Origin of the sequence: Sphingomonas sp. TF3 (genome assembly GCF_003985085.1) — a bacterium.
Taxonomy (GTDB): Bacteria; Pseudomonadota; Alphaproteobacteria; order Sphingomonadales; family Sphingomonadaceae; genus Sphingomonas.
The window spans coordinates 1-16,067 of the sequence record NZ_RWKS01000025.1; the positions used below are offsets into that span (position 1 = coordinate 1).

Annotated in this window: 16 protein-coding genes and 1 tRNA gene; 6 read left to right on the plus strand and 11 right to left on the minus strand. The window is 64.3% G+C overall.

Annotated elements, in window-relative coordinates; genetic code table 11:
- A partial coding sequence (locus EJC47_RS21220; protein WP_221885183.1) for a hypothetical protein occupies positions 1–341 on the plus strand: 341 nt, incomplete at its 5' end.
- A gap of 5 nt (positions 342–346) precedes the next feature.
- On the opposite strand, the gene ctrA is transcribed toward EJC47_RS21220, so the two are convergent.
- The gene (ctrA, locus tag EJC47_RS17570; protein ID WP_126849113.1) at positions 347–1,051 is read right to left on the minus strand and encodes a response regulator transcription factor CtrA; all 705 of its coding nucleotides are present in this window, start codon (positions 1,049–1,051) and stop codon (positions 347–349) included.
- 138 nt (positions 1,052–1,189) lie between these two features.
- The gene (locus EJC47_RS17575) at positions 1,190–2,101 is read right to left on the minus strand and encodes a LysR family transcriptional regulator (RefSeq protein ID WP_033963958.1); all 912 of its coding nucleotides are present in this window, start codon (positions 2,099–2,101) and stop codon (positions 1,190–1,192) included.
- A gap of 130 nt (positions 2,102–2,231) precedes the next feature.
- Here EJC47_RS17575 and EJC47_RS17580 point away from each other — a divergent pair, with 130 nt between their 5' ends.
- Both EJC47_RS17580 and wrbA read left to right on the plus strand, forming a co-directional pair.
- On the plus strand, positions 2,232–2,930 hold the full coding sequence (locus EJC47_RS17580) for a pirin family protein (protein WP_126849114.1): 699 nt from the start codon (positions 2,232–2,234) through the stop codon (positions 2,928–2,930).
- A 63-nt stretch (positions 2,931–2,993) separates the two neighbouring features.
- Positions 2,994–3,596 (plus strand): NAD(P)H:quinone oxidoreductase, encoded by a 603-nt coding sequence (gene wrbA / locus EJC47_RS17585; protein WP_126849115.1) that lies wholly within the window; start codon positions 2,994–2,996, stop codon positions 3,594–3,596.
- Here the strand turns inward: wrbA and EJC47_RS17590 are convergent.
- Positions 3,586–4,365, minus strand: a complete 780-nt coding sequence (locus tag EJC47_RS17590; protein ID WP_033963953.1) for a M15 family metallopeptidase — start codon at positions 4,363–4,365, stop codon at positions 3,586–3,588. The two genes, wrbA and EJC47_RS17590, sit on opposite strands and share 11 nt — an antisense overlap.
- 92 nt (positions 4,366–4,457) lie before the next feature.
- Here EJC47_RS17590 and EJC47_RS17595 point away from each other — a divergent pair, with 92 nt between their 5' ends.
- Complete coding sequence (locus EJC47_RS17595; protein ID WP_126849116.1) at positions 4,458–5,120, plus strand: RluA family pseudouridine synthase; 663 nt, start codon at positions 4,458–4,460, stop codon at positions 5,118–5,120.
- 79 nt (positions 5,121–5,199) lie between these two features.
- Here the strand turns inward: EJC47_RS17595 and EJC47_RS17600 are convergent, their stop codons facing one another.
- The 7 genes from EJC47_RS17600 to EJC47_RS17630 all read right to left on the minus strand — a co-directional run bounded on the left by EJC47_RS17600 (position 5,200) and on the right by EJC47_RS17630 (position 13,704).
- Positions 5,200–6,597, minus strand: coding sequence for an efflux transporter outer membrane subunit (locus tag EJC47_RS17600; RefSeq protein WP_185867713.1), 1,398 nt, complete (start codon positions 6,595–6,597; stop codon positions 5,200–5,202).
- Positions 6,598–6,608: 11 nt separating this feature from the next.
- The gene (locus tag EJC47_RS17605; protein WP_126849118.1) at positions 6,609–9,752 is read right to left on the minus strand and encodes an efflux RND transporter permease subunit; all 3,144 of its coding nucleotides are present in this window, start codon (positions 9,750–9,752) and stop codon (positions 6,609–6,611) included.
- On the minus strand, positions 9,749–10,801 hold the full coding sequence (locus EJC47_RS17610) for an efflux RND transporter periplasmic adaptor subunit (protein ID WP_185867714.1): 1,053 nt from the start codon (positions 10,799–10,801) through the stop codon (positions 9,749–9,751). The genes EJC47_RS17605 and EJC47_RS17610 overlap by 4 nt, the downstream gene beginning before the upstream one ends.
- 299 nt (positions 10,802–11,100) lie before the next feature.
- Positions 11,101–11,176 (minus strand) — tRNA-Thr (locus EJC47_RS17615).
- A gap of 19 nt (positions 11,177–11,195) precedes the next feature.
- Complete coding sequence (locus EJC47_RS17620) at positions 11,196–12,056, minus strand: hypothetical protein (RefSeq protein WP_126849120.1); 861 nt, start codon at positions 12,054–12,056, stop codon at positions 11,196–11,198.
- Complete coding sequence (locus tag EJC47_RS17625) at positions 12,053–12,397, minus strand: MmcQ/YjbR family DNA-binding protein (RefSeq protein ID WP_126849121.1); 345 nt, start codon at positions 12,395–12,397, stop codon at positions 12,053–12,055. Before EJC47_RS17625 ends, EJC47_RS17620 begins: the two co-directional genes overlap by 4 nt.
- On the minus strand, positions 12,394–13,704 hold the full coding sequence (locus tag EJC47_RS17630) for a replication-associated recombination protein A (protein ID WP_126849122.1): 1,311 nt from the start codon (positions 13,702–13,704) through the stop codon (positions 12,394–12,396). Before EJC47_RS17630 ends, EJC47_RS17625 begins: the two co-directional genes overlap by 4 nt.
- 179 nt (positions 13,705–13,883) lie before the next feature.
- Here EJC47_RS17630 and EJC47_RS17635 point away from each other — a divergent pair, with 179 nt between their 5' ends.
- Positions 13,884–14,450 carry a PadR family transcriptional regulator gene (locus EJC47_RS17635; RefSeq protein ID WP_126849123.1) on the plus strand — a complete coding sequence of 189 codons (567 nt, stop codon included), beginning with the start codon at positions 13,884–13,886 and terminating at the stop codon, positions 14,448–14,450.
- 86 nt (positions 14,451–14,536) lie between these two features.
- Positions 14,537–14,851 (plus strand): DUF2218 domain-containing protein, encoded by a 315-nt coding sequence (locus tag EJC47_RS17640; protein WP_126849124.1) that lies wholly within the window; start codon positions 14,537–14,539, stop codon positions 14,849–14,851.
- A gap of 9 nt (positions 14,852–14,860) precedes the next feature.
- Here EJC47_RS17640 and EJC47_RS17645 read toward each other — a convergent pair whose 3' ends face one another.
- The gene (locus EJC47_RS17645) at positions 14,861–16,009 is read right to left on the minus strand and encodes a glycosyltransferase family 4 protein (protein WP_126849125.1); all 1,149 of its coding nucleotides are present in this window, start codon (positions 16,007–16,009) and stop codon (positions 14,861–14,863) included.
- Positions 16,010–16,067: the final 58 nt, after the last annotated feature.

The following is a 16,067-nucleotide window of genomic DNA, read 5'->3' on the forward strand; positions in this document are numbered from 1 at the left end:
CAATGAAGAATGGATTATACCGCGACCCGCTCAACGAGCGGACGCACTTTTTCCCGATTAGGAACCCATATCGGGACGGTCGCCTTAGCGATCGCGTCGGGAGCCGTCCGGGGCGCACCCGTTCCCAAAATCTGTTCCCGGATGCTCTTTCTCGAAATGGCCAGTCGGAGACGGGAAAACGGGAAAGATCACGCTTAAAGAATGGCCGCTATCGAGAGCCCGGATTGCCGCTCGAACGTCCGGGATTGGGCGATGCCCGACAAAAGAAAGGCCGCGACATCCCCCCAGATGGCGCGGCCCGGATCCGCCGGAGCGGAACGCTGTTCGGTTTGACGGAGTGACGCGATCAGGCGACTTCGGCGGAGGCCATCATCTCGTCGGGTTCGCGCAGCACGTAACCACGGCCCCACACCGTCTCGATATAATTTTCGCCTTCGCAGGCCATCGACAGCTTCTTGCGCAGCTTGCAGATGAACACGTCGATGATCTTGAGTTCGGGTTCGTCCATGCCGCCATAGAGGTGGTTGAGGAACATTTCCTTGGTCAGCGTGGTGCCCTTGCGCAAGCTGAGCAGCTCGAGCATCGCATATTCCTTGCCGGTGAGGTGCACGCGGGCACCATCGACTTCGACCGTCTTGGCGTCGAGATTGACCGCGAGCTTGCCGGTGCGGATGACCGACTGGCTGTGGCCCTTCGAGCGACGGACGACGGCGTGGATGCGCGCGGTCAGCTCTTCGCGGTGGAAGGGCTTGGTGACGTAATCGTCGGCACCGAAGCCGAAGCTGCGCACCTTCGAGTCCATTTCGTTGATACCCGACAGGATCAGCACCGGCGTCTGCACGCGCGCAACCCGCAAGCGCTTGAGCACGTCATAGCCGTGCATGTCGGGCAGGTTGAGGTCGAGCAGAATGATGTCGTAATCATAGAGCTTACCGAGATCGAGGCCTTCTTCGCCAAGATCGGTTTTGTAGACGTTGAACCCTTCGGTGGTCAGCATGAGCTCGATCGCCATGGCGGTCGTCGGCTCGTCCTCGATCAGCAATACGCGCATCTGGGCGTTCCCCGTTTCTCGTCAGGCGTTCCGGGCCCCCTGCGGTCCGACTTGCCTCACACTCCATTAACCTCATCAGTGATGAAGGCAAAAGGTTAATTTCACATTAAGCGGCCTGAATCCACGAGTCGCGGGGATTCACTTAGGGATTTTTACGGAACAAAGCGTTTTCAGGTGCTCGCTCAGATAGGCGATCAGCACCTCCACCCGCGCTGGCCGCAGCGTGCCGGGCGGGGTCATCAAGTGCAAGGCTCCCCCATAGGGAGTCCAATCCTCGAGGATGGTTTCGAGCCGACCGGTGGCCAAGTCGTCGCCGACGATAAAGTCCGGCAGCATCGCGATGCCCAGGCCTCGGCGGAGCGCCGGCAGCATCGCCTCGCCGCTATTGGTCGCGAGCGGGCCCTGCAGACGCACCGAGACCTCGGTCCCATCCGGCCCGACGAATCGCCACGGCGCGGTAATGTTGGTGTAGGCGAAACAGCGATGTTCGCCGAGTTGGCCCGGATGGGTCGGTCGGCCGTGCCGCGCGAGATATTCGGGTGCCGCCACAAGGTTGATGCGGATGTCGGCGAGCTTGCGCGCGCGCAGCGAACTGTCGGGCAGCGAAGCGATGCGCAATGCGATGTCGAACCCTTCTGCGACGATATCGACGCGCGCATCGGACAGGTGGAGGTCGATCGTGATGCCTGGATGCAGCGCGAGAAAATCTGCGATGACCGGCGCGATGGCGATCAGCCCGAGCGACATCGGCGCGGCGACGCGCACCAGGCCGGTTGGTGCAGTTGCCGCGGCATGGGCAGCCTCTTCGGCGGCATTGGCTTCGGCCAGAATGCGCGCCGCATGTTCTGCCAAGGCCTTTCCATTCTCCGTAAGCGAGAGGCGGCGCGAGGTACGGTGGAACAGCGACTGTCCCAGATGCGTCTCGAGCCGCGTCACCGCTTTCGAAACCGTCGCTTTTGAAACGCCGATCGCATCCGCCGCGCCGCTGAAGGAGCGATGCTCGACCACGCTGGCGAAGATCGCCCAAGCTTCAAGATCGGGCAAGCGCATGGAAAAATCCTCGATAGAAACGTCTCCTCATTTGTAGATGGGGAAACGATAGGTTTCCAGCGTTTCCATTTACCGTGTGATCCAAAGCTCTATCTTGGCGGCAACAGAATTCCTCCGCTGGAGAAACACCGTGATCGAGAAACGCTCGTTCGAGAGCCTGGGCCATGCCGACCATGGCTGGCTCAATGCCCGTCATCATTTTTCCTTTGCCGATTATTATGAGCCCGCCCGGATGGGATGGGGCGCGATCCGGGTATGGAATGATGACGAGATCGCCGCCAATAGCGGCTTTCCGCCGCATCCCCACCGCGACATGGAAATCATCACCTATGTCCGTAAGGGTGCGATCACCCATCAGGATTCGATGGGAAATCAGGGCCGCACCGGCGCAGGGGATGTGCAGGTGATGAGTGCCGGCACCGGCGTGCGCCACGCCGAATACAATCTGGAGCAGGAGCCGACGACGCTGTTCCAGATCTGGATCGAGCCGACGCGGACCGGTGGATCGCCCAGTTGGGGTGCCAAGCCGTTTCCCAAGGACGATCGTTCGGGCAAGTTCGTGACGCTCGCCAGCGGCTTCGCGGAAGATGCCGAAGCTCTGCCGATCCGCGCCGATGCGCGCGTGCTCGCCGCGATGGTGCGGGCGGGCGAGAGCATCACGCATGACGTCCTGCCCGGACGCCACGCTTATCTGGTGCCCGCGACCGGATCGATCGAGATCAATGGCGAAACGTTCAAGGCGCGCGACGGTGCCGCGATGGATGGTGGCCAGACCGTTACGATCACCGCGCTGGAAGATGCCGAACTGGTGCTCGTCGATTCAGAATAACCCGTTTTCCTACCCCAACCCCCGCCCGCTCTCGGGAGGGGAGCAATGAAGAAGGACTGTACAATGACCAAGGTTCTCGTTCTCTATTATTCGTCCTACGGCCATATCGAGCAGATGGCGGATGCGGTTGCCGAAGGTGCCCGCTCGGCCGGGGCCGAGGTCGATATCCGCCGCGTGCCGGAAACCGCCCCGCAGGCGGTCATCGAAGCGGCCGGTTTCAAGACCGACACCGCCCATCCGGTGATCGAGGGCCCAGACGCCCTTGCCGATTATGACGCGATCATCGTTGGCGCGCCGACTCGCTTCGGCCGTATGCCAAGCCAGATGGCGTCGTTCTGGGATACCACCGGCGGTGTATGGTTTCAGGGCAAGCTCGTCGGCAAGGTCGGCGGCGCGTTCACCTCGACCGCCAGCCAGCATGGCGGCCAGGAAACGACCCTGTTCTCGATCATCACCAACCTGCTGCATCACGGCATGACGATCGTCGGCCTCGATTACGGCTTCCAGGACCAGATGGGCGTCGACAAGCTGCGCGGCGGTTCGCCTTATGGCGCGACCACGATCGCAGGCGGCGACGGCAGCCGTCAGCCCGAAGCGGAGGAACTGGCCGGTGCGCGCTATCAGGGCAAGCGCATCGCCGAAACGGCGGCCAAGCTTAGCGCCTGAGCTCCTGACTCCAGGGCGCCGCCATCGCTCCCAACAGGGGCGGTGGCGGCGTCGTGGCTGCCTTGCTGATCAGCAAGAGCGGCGGTTGCGGTGCAGTGGCGATCAGCCAGGCGTCGCGGTCGCTGGCAACACCCGGCTTTCCGGGGTAGGTCGTGCGCGCGCGGGCGAAGGTCAGGCGCGCGCGTGCCGCGCCCGACACGTTGACGCTCGCGCCGACCCAGCGCCAGTGCCACGGTTCCCACGTCACCCCTTGGGGGTTGCCATTGGGAAAGGACAGTTCGAAGCCATAGTCCGGCGCATGGGCAAGAAGCCAGCGCCCGGCGTTGGTGGCGGCGATACAGGCATCCACGTCCCGGCAATCGGCGGCGGGGCGCACCGCAAAGTCGATCGCATAGCCCGTGGCATGTTCGCTATAGCCGGGTGGCCCGACGAAGCGGGCGCGATTGAAGGGATCGGGGCAAATGCCGGGCCGGGCGTTACGGCAAAAGACCGCACGCTGATGCGCGATCGCGCGAAAGCAGGATACCGCATGGAGGACCCGGCCGACCCCCGGGGTCAGCGCTGCTGCAGTCAGCAGCCGGGCCAGATCCGGTGCCGCGTCGCGGTGGATAAAGCATGGTTGCCCAACCCCGAATCCCGCTGGCGCTTCGACCAGGTCGCCGCGCAGGGCCTCGGCATAGGGCAGATGGCCGAGCATGCGGCCGTCCGGCATAGGGGCGGGAAGATCGCTTTGCGGGGCAGCCGCAGTCAGGGCGAGAACGATGCCCATCGCCCCAAAAACGACCTGCGTTATCGATCTTCCGCATCTGCTCACAGGCACAATCTCTGGCATGTCGGCGCTAGCGGTGGCAAGAGGCCGAAATGCTCGCAAACCATGTTCTTTTTCTCGATGGCGAGGCACTCGTCATCGACAAGCCCGCCGGCCTCCCGGTCGACCGCCCGCGCGATGGCTCGCTTAGCCTCGAAAACCACCTCGACGGGCTGACCTTCGGGTTCAAACGCTGGCCGGTGCCGGTGCATCGGCTCGATCGCGATACGTCTGGTTGTCTCCTGCTGTCGCGCAATCCCAAGGCGCATGCCAGGCTGCAGCAGGCGTTCGAGCAAGGGCTTGTGCGCAAGCGCTATCTCGCCGTGCTCGATGGCGTGGTCGAAGGCGAAAGCGGATTGATCGACCTGGCGTTGGCCAAGGTCAGCACGATCGAGACCGGGTGGCGCATGGTTGGCGATCCCCTTGGCACCAAAGGCAGCAAGCCCTCGCGCACGGCATGGCGCGTGCTCGAGATCAAGGACGGGCGCAGCTTTGTGGAATTCATTCCCGAAACTGGCCGTACGCATCAGATTCGTGTCCATGCTGCCGAAGCGTTGGGCGCGGCGGTGGTGGGCGACCCGATCTATGGCAAGGGCGAGGGTGCGACCCTGCTCCACGCCGCCGAATTGACCGTGCCGCGTGCGGGCAAGGAGCCGATTATCGCCAAAGCACCGTTGCCGGAGCGGTTTGTGGTGGCGGGGTTCAGCGAGGGCTGAGCGCTCGCCGATTGCACTCGGAAGAGTAGGCGAAGTTAAGAGATATTGTTCGCGCATCGGCCGGTCGTCGCGCGGGATATCAGGGCTTCTGCCAACCGCCGCCCAAGGCTTTGTACAAGGCTACCGCCCCGAGGACCCGGTTGAGGCGCGCGTCGATATAGCTGCTATGCGCACTTGCGAGGCTTTGCTGGGCCAGCAGGAGCGGGAGAGTGTCGGTGAGGCCGCCTTCGAGACCCTTGCGCGCCATCTCCGCTGCATTGCGCGAAGCGGCCAGCGCTTGGGTGCGTCTGGCCATCTCGATGTCCTCGCCGGAGACTGTCGCCAAGGCATCCTCGGTGTCTCCAAGCGCCTGCTGTACGGCGCGCGCATAGCCGGCAGCGAGCTCGGCGTAACGGCCATTGGCATAGTCGAGCGAACCTCGCAGTCGCCCGCCCGAAAAAATCGGCTGCAGCGTCGACAAACCGAAATTGAAGATCGCGGCAGGTGCACCCACCGCACTTGCCAGCGCGACGCTTTGCGCTCCACCTGTTCCGGTCAAGGCAATGGAGGGCAGGAAGTTCTTGCGGGCCACCGAAATATTGGCATTCGCAGCGGCGAGCAGGCGTTCGGCTTCCTGAACGTCCGGGCGACGCAGGAGCAAGTCGGCAGGAAGACCGCTTGCCACATGCGGGATCTTCACGGTTTCGAGCGAACCTCCCGTGATCGCAATCTCTTCGGGTGTGTGGCCGCTCAGGATCGCCAGCGCGTCGGCAAGATGCGTCCTTTGGATCTCGAGCGGGGCAATCGCCGCTTCGAACTGGGCGACGAGGGCGGTCTGCTGGGCCAGTTGCATACCCGTGACGAGCCCATGCTGTTGCTGGATACGCAGACCCTCCAATATGCGGGTCGCGCTTAGGACGTCATTCTTGGCGTCCGCGATCTTGTCTTGCACCGCGCAGAGCTGGAAATAGGTCGCCGCCACGCTGCTCGTCACGCCGAGACGCACCACCGCAATCGAAAAGCGCGCCGCCTGGCCGTTGGCGATGGCACTGCGTCGCGCGTCGTGAAGCTTGCCCCATAAATCTATTTCGTAGGAAGCGCTCGCGACGCCGAGCAACGGACTGTAGCGCCGCAGCGTGCCGGTGGGGCTGAGGCTGCGGATGGTCGATGCGCCCGGCTGGAGCGCGACCGTCGGCAGCAAGGCCGCACCCGCGATCCGCGCCTGCGCATCGGCTTGAACCAACCGCGCTTGAGCCTGGGCTATGTCCGTATTGAGCGACTGCGCGTCTGTGATCAGGCGTTCCAGTTCGGGGGCGTCAAATGCGCTCCACCAGTCGTCGCTCGGCCACTCTCCCTGGTTGGCGACCGGGTTGTTCCATTGCGCGGGGACGGTCGGGGCGGGCGGGACCGGGCGGGGGCCGAGCGCGCATCCCGCCAGCGTTGCGCTCGCGAGCAGAATACCGATGATCCGGTGCGGGTATGAGCAAGGAGACGACATTGCGGGACCCATCATGGCTGCGGCACCGGCTGAAGCGGCCCTGGTGAGGCCTTGCGGCGGCGGGACAGGCGATTGATTGCGAGAAAGACGGCCGGCGTGGTGAACAGCGTCAGTACCTGCGACAACATCAGTCCGCCGACGATGGCATAGCCGAGCGGCTGGCGGATTTCCGCACCCGCGCCCGTCCCGATCATCAACGGGATGCCGCCAAGCATTGCGCACAGGGTCGTCATCAGGATTGGCCGAAAGCGAGTGAGGCAAGCTTCGCGGATGGCTGCCTCGGGTGCCAAGCCTGCGGCTTCCTGCTCGACCGCGAAATCGACGAGCATGATGCCGTTCTTCTGCACAAGCCCGATCAGCAACACGATGCCGATAATTCCGATAACGTCCAGCGGGCGCCCTACCAGCCATAGCGTGAGCAACGCCCCCAGGCTGGCCGAAGGCAAGGTCGACAGGATCGTCAGGGGCAGGATCCAGCTTTCGTAGAGCATCCCCAAAATGAGATACACGACCACAAGAGCCAGCAGGATCAGGATCCCCTGGCCCGCAAGCGCGGACTGGAACGCCTGTGCATTGCCCGCGAACGATGTCTGCAAGGTGGGCGGCAGATGAAGCTGCGCCTGGACCTTCTGAACTGCGCTTACCGCAGTGCCGATGGACACGCCTGGCGCGAGATTGAAGGAAATGGTCGTCGAGGGGAAGCCACTCTGATGGTTCACCACCAGCGGGGCTGAGTCGGGCTGGATCGTGGCGACCTGCGACAGTGGGATTCGGTCGCCGTTCGACGCGCTGAGATAGATTTGCTGTAGCGAATCCGGTGTCGCCCGTTGTGCCGCAGCGAATTCGAGCACGACGAAATATTGGTTCACCGGAGTGTAGATCTTCGTCGCCGGGCGTTCGCCATAGGCGTCGTACAGCGCGGTATCGATGGTTTCCGGTGTGATGCCGAGGCGTGCAGCGGCGTCGCGGTCGATGGTGATCGCAAGTTGTGGCCCGTTGCTGCCCGCGTCGCTGGTCACATCGGTGACACCGGCGATCTTCTTGAAGGCCGACGCCACGCGCTGCGACCACTCGCTGAGTTCGGCGCTGTCGGCGTCGACCAGCGTGAACTGATATTGGCTCTTGGAGACTCGCGCGCCGATCGTAATGTCCTGCGACGCCTGGAGGTAGAGCTTGATCCCGGCGAGCCCTGCGACGGCCTTGTTCAACCGAGCGATGACCTGCTGTGCGCCGCCATCGGGTCCTCGATGTCCGAACGGCTTGAGCGCGATGAACATACGGCCCTGATTGGGGGCCGGGCTGCTTCCGCCCGGGCCGATATAGCTCGCGACGGTCTGGATTGCGGGGTCTTTTAGCAGGATGTCGACGAGCGCCGTCTGGCGGGCGGCCAGCCCCGTTGTCGAGATGTCGCCGCTGGCTTCGGTAATCCCGGCGATCATGCCGGTATCCTGCTCAGGAAAGAAACCCTTTGGGATCGTTACGAACAAGAGGCCGGTCAATGCGACCGTGCCGCCCATCGCGACGAGCGCGAGCCGCTGGTGGCGCAGTACGACGTCCAGCCCTTTGCCGTAACCCGCAGTCAGCCGCGCGAAGCCGCGCTCGAGCAAGGTATAGAGTCGGCCATGCCGGGCGTCGGCACGGCTTGGCTTGAGCAGAATGCTGCACAACATTGGTGTCAGGGTTAGGGAGACGATCACCGACAGGACGATCGCCGAAGCCACCGTCAGCGCGAACTCCTGGAACATCCGGCCGACCAGACCGCTCATCAGCAACAAGGGGATGAACACTGCAAGCAGCGATGTCGAAATCGCGAGGATGGTGAAACCGATCTCGCCCGCACCCTTCAGTGCCGCCTGGAACGGCGTCAGGCCTTGTTCGACGTAGCGGGTGATGTTCTCGATCATCACAACCGCATCATCGACGACGAAGCCGACTGCGATCGACAGCGCCATCAGCGACAGATTGTCGAGGCTGAATCCGCACAGGCGCATCACGACGAACGTGCCAATGATCGACAGCACGACGGCTATCCCCGGGATCAGGGTGGCGCGTGGCTCGCGGAGGAAAAGAAAGATCGTGCCGATTACGAGCAGGACCGTCAGCAGAAGCGTGGACCGGACGTCGCTTACGGAGGCCTGGATCGTCGTGGTTCGGTCGGACACAATGCGGATCTGCACCGCCTTCGGCAGCGATGCCTGCAGCTTGGGCAGCGCCGCCCGGATTTGCGCGACCGTCTGGATCACGTTCGCTCCGGCTGCCGGAAAGACGTTGAGGATGATGGCCGGCTTCCGGTTGAACCAGCCGGCAAGCTGGGTGTTTGCGGGCCCGATCCGCGCGCTGCCAATGTCAGAGATGCGGATCGGTGCGCCGTTGCGATAGGCGATCACCACATCTGAAAAGCCCTTTTCGGTATCGAGCTGGTCGTTGGTCGACAGGCCCCAGGTCTGGCGGTCGCCGCGGATCGTTCCTTTGGCGGCTTTGAGCGTGCTTTGCTGAAGCGCCGTACGCACGGTGGCCATTGTCAGTCCGTGGCTCGTTAGGGCCGCCGGGTCGACTTCGACCCGCATGGCAGCCTGCCGCTGTCCACCGATCGTGACCAGGCCGACGCCGGGCATCTGCGATAGGCGACCGAACAGGACGCTCTCGGTATAATCGTCGACCGTGGTCAACGGCAGCGCGTCGGACGTGATTCCCAGGATGAGGGCGGGCGGGTCGGCCGGGTTGACGAGGCGAAAGCTTGGCGGCGCGACCAGCGTCGGGGGCAGACTCGCCTGTGCCGCGATCAGCGCTTGCTGCACGCCAAGCGCGGCCTGCTGGGCCGAAACGTTTGGCGCGAACTGCAATGAAATCTGCACAAAGCTGAGAGCGCTCGAAGATGTCATCTGGGTCAGGCCCGGGATCTGCCCAAGCTGACGCTCCAGCGGGGTTGCGACCGCAGCGGCGTTGGTGGTCGCGTCCGCGCCTGGCAGCTGTGCGGTGACCTGGATTGTCGCGACGCTGACGTTCGGCAACGATTCAACCGGCAGCTGCAGATAGGACAGAATGCCGGCGAGCAGCAGCGCTATCGCAAGCATCATCGTCGCCACCGGGCGCCGGATGAAGGGGCCCGACAGCCCGCCCGATGGAGTCAGCTCCGATGCCTCGGGCGCGCTCATTGAACGATGCCCAGCCGGTGAGGGTCATCCGATCGCACCGGGGCGGAGGCGGGATTGGCCTGGGCCGTCACCACCGCCCCGGGAGTCAGCGCGAACTGGCCGTCGGTAACCACGGTTTCGCCGCCGACCAGGCCGGCGGTTACGATCGTTCGATCACCCGTCGATGCTCCGGCCTTGATCGGCTGCATGCGCGCGTGACCGTTGGACACCAGCCAGACGAACGTCGCTTGCGGGTTCCGCTGAACCGCGCTGGACGGGATTGTTATGACACCGGGCCGGATGCCCAGTTCGAGCTGTGCATGTACCAATTGTCCGGGCCAGAGCTTGCGGTCGGCATTCGGCAGGACCGCTTTGAGAAGCACGGTGCCGGTTGCCGGATCGATCTGGTTGTTGAGAACGACCAATTCGCCGGATTCGAGAACGGGTCGTCCATCGCCTTGCGTCGTGACGGCGACTTTCAGGTTCGTCCGCGAGCCAACCACTGCGCGCTGGATTGCATCGAGATCCTTTTGCGAAACCGAAAACAGCATGGCAATCGGCTGCACCTGCGCGACCGTCACGATTCCGGCGGCGTCCGACGGGCCGACCAACGCTCCGGGATCGGCTTTGCGCAGACCTGCCACGCCCGAAATGGGCGAACGGATTGTGGTGTAGGCGAGCGACAGGCGGTCGCGCGTTAGGACCGCGCGATCACCTGCCACGGTTGCGGCAAGTTGGGCGACCTGGGTTCGGTAGGCAGCGACTTGTTGCGCGGATGCAAGCCCTTGCGAGACGAGCGGCGCGTTACGCTCGAGCAGATCACGCGCCCCGTCCAGCGCCGCGCTGTCGCGCGCGAGTTGCGCCCGATCGGCCTCCAGCGCCGCCTGCAAAGGGCGCGGATCGATCTGTGCAAGCGGCTGACCGGCCTTGACCGTCTGTCCCTCGACATAGAATAAACTGGTGATCCTGCCACTGGTCTGCGCGCGTGCATCGACAGTGTAATAGCCTTGCAGCTGGCCCGGGGCACCAAGCGTTACGGGCTGATTGCCGCGCTGAACGACGGCGGTCACGACCGGGACGGCGGGCACCCGTTCCGCGGCGGGAGACGCGCTGCAGGCTGCCAAACTCGACGCTATGCCGACGAGCGCCAAATGCGTTAGCTCGCGCCGCTTTCCCCGATGCATCACAGGCCTCCGATGCGCGGCCGGGGCCATGACGTTCGTGACCCCTCAACCGACGACGGTGTTCTTTTTAGGCAGCGATGTGGATTTGTAATTTATACGAAGGTTGGGCGCGGTTTTGGGTTCTTGTCACCGAGACGGCCGGGCCAATGCAGCGGACGTGTTACCCGAATCGCCCACGTTGGAAATGGTGCCGGCTGCAGGGATCGAACCCGCGACATCCAGTTTACAAAACTGGCGCTCTACCAACTGAGCTAAGCCGGCACGTCGCACGCTCAATGCGTCAGGATATGCCGAAGGTCCAGCCCTCCGTGCGTGCGATTTGTGCGGTGAGGGCAGGCGGATGCCAAAATTCCGGGTGTGCGCGATTGGCGCGCAGCCACGCCGCAGTCAAAATCGCGTCGGTGGCATGATCGGTATAGCGCGGGAGAGGAAGGTGCGGTGCGCTGCCGAGCACGCCAAGCGCGACGTCGAGTGCGGCAGGATCGCGCAGTTTGCTGAGGCCCTTGCGCACACCTGCGGCGCGGGCCGCGATGGTGGTGTAGATCTCGACCACGCACGCGCCGGCGGTTGGAGCGGGATCGAACGGCCATATGGGCACGTCCGTGCTGAGATGATGGAGCAGACGCATCCCGGCGAAGCTCGCTTTGGCGACCTGCGCGGCACCGATCGCATCATAGACCGTCGAGGGTTTGCCGAAGCCTGCGGCATTGTGATGCGCTTCACAGCGGCGGAAGTGGAGGAAGTCGGCCTTGGTCCCGTCGCGCGCACCGAGATAGAAATGCGTGCCGCGCCGTGCTTCGAGGAAGGAGGCTGCCCCGAGATCGGCGTCGGGCGCATGCGCGTCGACATAAGCCCAGAAAGCGCGTGCCGTAGTCGGCGTGTCCTCGCCGGGTAGATACGCCCCGCGCAGCACATAAGGCGGTGCGAAGCTGAAGTCGAAGCCGACCAGCAAGGGCGTATCCGCCCGATCGCGCAACCAGTGCAGGATGTCGGCGCGCGACCAGATGCCGCGCGGCGGGGAGACGAGGGTAGGGGCGGCGGTGCCGGTTTCGCACAGCGCCAGCGCGATGCCGGGGTGGCGCGCGCCTTTGGCACCGGACCAGTCGATCGCGGCGAAGCGTGAGAAATGCGCCGGTGTCACGCTTTCTTGCGGGGCTTGGCGGCCTTGCGCGCGGCCGCCTGGTCGCGCGCACGGGTGACCATGTCCTGCACCCGTTCCAGATCGCTAGTGTCATAGCGGACCAGCACCGCAGGCCAGCCTTCATAATGCGGCGTCTGCCAGAAGGTCGCGGGGTCGGTTTCGAGCAGCATTTCCTTGGTATCCGCGTCGATCGAGAGGACGAACGAACCTGCCTCGCTGCCGATCGAGACGAACGCCCGCCCGTTCGACGCGACCTTGATCGCCGCCCCGCCATAATGCGTCCCGGCCACGGTGTCGGGCAGCGTCAGCGCAAAGGCGGCGAGCGACTCCCAGTCCTTCATTCCTCCCCCTTCAGGCTGGCCCACCACGCCATGCGTTCGGCGATGCGCTTTTCCATGCCGCGCTCAGTCGGCACATAGAAGGTCTGCGGTGCCATTTCGGCCGGCCAGTAATTCGCGCCCGAAAAGCCCTCGGCGGTATCGTGATCATAGGCATAGCCCTTGCCATAGCCAATGTCCTTCATCAGCTTGGTCGGCGCGTTTAGGATATTCTCGGGCGGCATCAGCGATCCTGTCTCGCGCGCCGATTTCCAGGCGGCCTTCTGTGCCTTGTACGCGGCGTTCGATTTCGGCGCGGTGGCGAGATACAGGCACGCTTGCGCGATCGCCAGTTCGCCCTCGGGGCTGCCGAGGAAATCATAGGCATCCTTGGCGGCAAGGCACTGCGTCAGCGCATTGGAATCGGCGAGGCCAATGTCTTCCACCGCCATCCGCACCATGCGGCGCAGCAGGTACAGCGGCTCCTCGCCCGCGGTCAGCATCCGCGCCAGATAATAGAGTGCGGCTTGCGGATCCGATCCGCGCACCGCTTTGTGCAGCGCGGAGATGAGGTTGTAATGCCCCTCGCGGTCCTTGTCATACACCGCGACACGGCGCTGCAGAAAGGCGGAGAGCCCGGCAGGATCGAGCGGTTCGGGCAGGTGGACCGCGAACAGCGTCTCCGCCTGGTTGAGCAGGAAGCGCCCGTCGCCATCGGCGCTGGCGATCATCGCGTCGCGCGCCTCCGGCGTGAGCGGCAGCGGGCGCTCCTCGACCTGCTCGGCGCGGTCGAGCAATTTGCCGAGCGCGGCCGCATCGAGCCGGTGCAGGATCAGCACTTGCGCGCGGCTGAGCACGGCGGCGTTCAATTCGAAGGACGGGTTCTCGGTGGTCGCGCCGACCAGCGTGACGGTGCCGTCCTCGACATAAGGCAGGAAGCCGTCCTGCTGCGCACGGTTGAAGCGGTGGATTTCGTCGACGAACAGCAACGTGCGCTTGCCGATCTTCGCGTGATCGCGGGCTTCGGCAAAGGCTTTCTTGAGATCGGCGACGCCCGAGAACACCGCCGAAATCGCCATGAAGCGCAAGCCCACCGCATCGGCGAGCAGCCGCGCGATCGTCGTCTTGCCGGTGCCGGGCGGCCCCCACAAAATCATCGACGACAGCCGCCCCGCCGCGACCATCCGCCCGATCGCGCCTTCGGGGCCGGTGATGTGATCCTGCCCCACCACCTCGGCGAGCGTCGTCGGGCGCAGCCGGTCGGCGAGCGGGGCGGTGGCGCTCGGCTGGTCGGCGGCGGGGGGATCGAAGGTCGCGAACAGGTCGGGCATCATTTTCCTCGGGCGAGTAGGGCCAAGATAGGGTTTCCCCAAAAAAATGCACGAACCCCTTGCGTCGATGCAATAAAGATATATCTTAGTGCCATCGTGTTATAGAAAGGAACGATATGTTTGTATTTGTAGAACGCGGCGGTCGCGGAGACCGTGGCTGTCATCCTGGCCGTAAAGGCATGGCCATGGGCGGACGCTTTGGTGGCGGCTTCGGCGGCGGGTTCGGGCGTGGCCATGGTCATGGGCACGGCCGGGGCGACGGTGAGGGGCGGGGTGGCCCGCGCGGTCGGCGTATGTTCGACGGCGGCGAATTGCGGCTGGTGCTGCTCAAGCTGATCGCCGACGAGCCACGCCACGGCTATGATCTGATCCGCTCGATCGAGGAACTGACCGGCGGTGCCTATGCGCCGAGCCCGGGCGTCGTCTATCCCACGCTCACGCTGCTCGACGACATGGACCTGATCGAGGCGCGGCAGGCCGAAGGGGCCAAAAAGCTCTTCGCGGTCACCGAAACCGGCACCGCGCATCTCGCCGAGAATGCGGAACAGGTCGCGGCGCTGTTTGCGCGTCTTGCCGAGGTCGGCGCAGAACGCGCGCGGACTGACAGCGCGTCGGTGCGCCGGGCGATGGGCAATCTGCGCGAGGTATTGATCCACAAGCTGCGCAGCGAAGACGTGGCGCAGGAAACGCTGCACGAAGTCGTCGCGCTGATCGACGAAGCCGCGCAGAAGATCGAGCGGCTGTAAAAATGACCCGGCTTCAGCTCCTCCGCCGTCGCCTCGCAAATGCCGCGGCTGCGGCGGGGGCTGAGCCTCCCCTTCGGAGACGTGATATGACCCTGAGCACAACCGCGCGCGTGCCGACGGCGCATGCGAGCAAGTACCTTCAGCAGACCTGCAAGCATTGGGAGCACAATCTGGCGGTGGTCTTCACCCCCGAGCACGGCACGATCGTGTTTCCAAAGGATGCGCGCGGGGCCAATTTCCCGGGCGATGCCACCGTCACTTTCGATGCCGAACCCGATGCGCTCGTGGTGCGGATCGAGGCTAGCGCAGTCGAACAGCTCGAAGCGTTGCAAGGCGCGGTCGCGCGCCATGTCGATCGCTTCGCGTTTCGCGAGGCACCACTCGCTTATGATTGGCGCTGAACGCGCACGTCATGCGGCGCGGCGCGCGAGTACCTTCAAATAGGTGTCGAGCACGGTCTGGTTGATGCGTTCCCATTGATAGGTCGCGGCCTCGGCATGACCGGCGGCCCCGGCGGTGCTGCGGAAGGCATGGTCCTCGCAGAAGCGCTGTAGGGCGTCGGCGTAGCCTTCGATGTCGGTCGGGGGCACGATCAGCCCGGTGACGCCGTCGGCGATCAGGCCGACGGCACCACTGGCGCGGGCCGCGACGACGGGCACGCCCGCCGCCATGGCTTCCAGAGTGACATTGCCGAAGGTCTCGGTCACGCTCGGGTTGAAGAACACGTCCATCGATGCGACTGCCTTGCCCAGATCGTCGCCGGTCAGATAGCCCGCGAACACCGCATCGGGCACTTCCTGCGCGAACCAGTCGCGCGCCGGGCCTTCGCCGATCACCAGCGTCTTGTGCTTAACGCCGCGCGCCTTGAGCGTGCGGAGGGCCGCAGCGAAGACGTCCAGCCCCTTTTCTTTGACCAGGCGCCCGAGAAAGCCGACCGCGACCTCGTCATCGCCGATGCCAAGGCTGCGTCGCCACGCCAGATCGCGCTGCGCGGGGTTGAAGCGATCGTGATTGACCCCGCGCGACCAGCGCGTCACCGGGGTGGGCACGCCCCATTCGCGCAGGATCTCGCCCATGACCTGGCTTGGCGCGAGCACTTCATCGACCCGGCTGTAAAAACGCTTCTGAATACCGATCATCGGCGGCACCAGAAACCCCAAGCCGTAATAGCTCATATAGGTCTCGAACCGCGTATGGTACGAAGCAACCCGGGCGATGTTATGCTTTTCAGCATAATTGAGCGCTTTGTGCCCCAGACGGTCCGGTGCCGAAACGTGGATCATATTGGGCGCGAAGGCGTCGAGATCGCGCCGGACACGGTTGCCCATGCCGCGCGTCAGCTTGTATTCGCCGCGCAACGGGATCTTGATCGATGGCGCGCTGACCAGGTCGCCGACCGGCGGGAATGCTGGGGTGCGGCTCGTCGGTGCATAGATTCGCACCTTCACGCCGCGACTGAGCAGATAGCCGACCAGGAGGTTGAGGGTCTGGTTGGCACCATCACGGGTATAGTTATAATTGCCGCTGAACAGGGCTACGCGGAGATCGGACGCTTCCATCGTGCCGGGCCATAGCGAAGCTATCGCCGGATGACTATCTCTCGCGTCAAAGGAGTTT